Source organism: Salicola sp. AFF1, assembly GCF_056783195.1.
This window is the reverse complement of sequence record NZ_JBXAYL010000241.1, coordinates 1-238: the sequence shown is the minus strand read 5'-3', so window position 1 is coordinate 238 and position 238 is coordinate 1. Positions and strand designations below refer to the sequence as shown.

At 66.4% G+C, this 238-nt stretch carries 1 protein-coding gene; it reads left to right on the top strand.

Annotation, left to right across the window (positions count from 1 at the left end):
• Nucleotides 1-238: putative inorganic carbon transporter subunit DabA (locus AC1RQI_RS17505; protein WP_481905878.1), on the top strand; the 238-nt coding region annotated here is incomplete at both ends.

The following is a 238-nucleotide window of genomic DNA, read 5'->3' as shown; positions in this document are numbered from 1 at the left end:
CCCTGAACAGCTGACGATCGACCCCGCGATAGACCGCGCCTGCAACAAGATCGCGCCGCTATGGCCGCTCAAGCATTTCGTCGCGGTCAATCCGTTCCTCGGGTTCAGCGACCAGAGCTTCGCGGCGACCTGCGCGACGCTGAAGCGGGTGGCCGGGGTCGATATGCTGATGCCGCGCGCTTTTTACCGCGAGGCGCTAGCGGCAGGACTGATCGAAGACCGCGACCTCGCGGCGGGC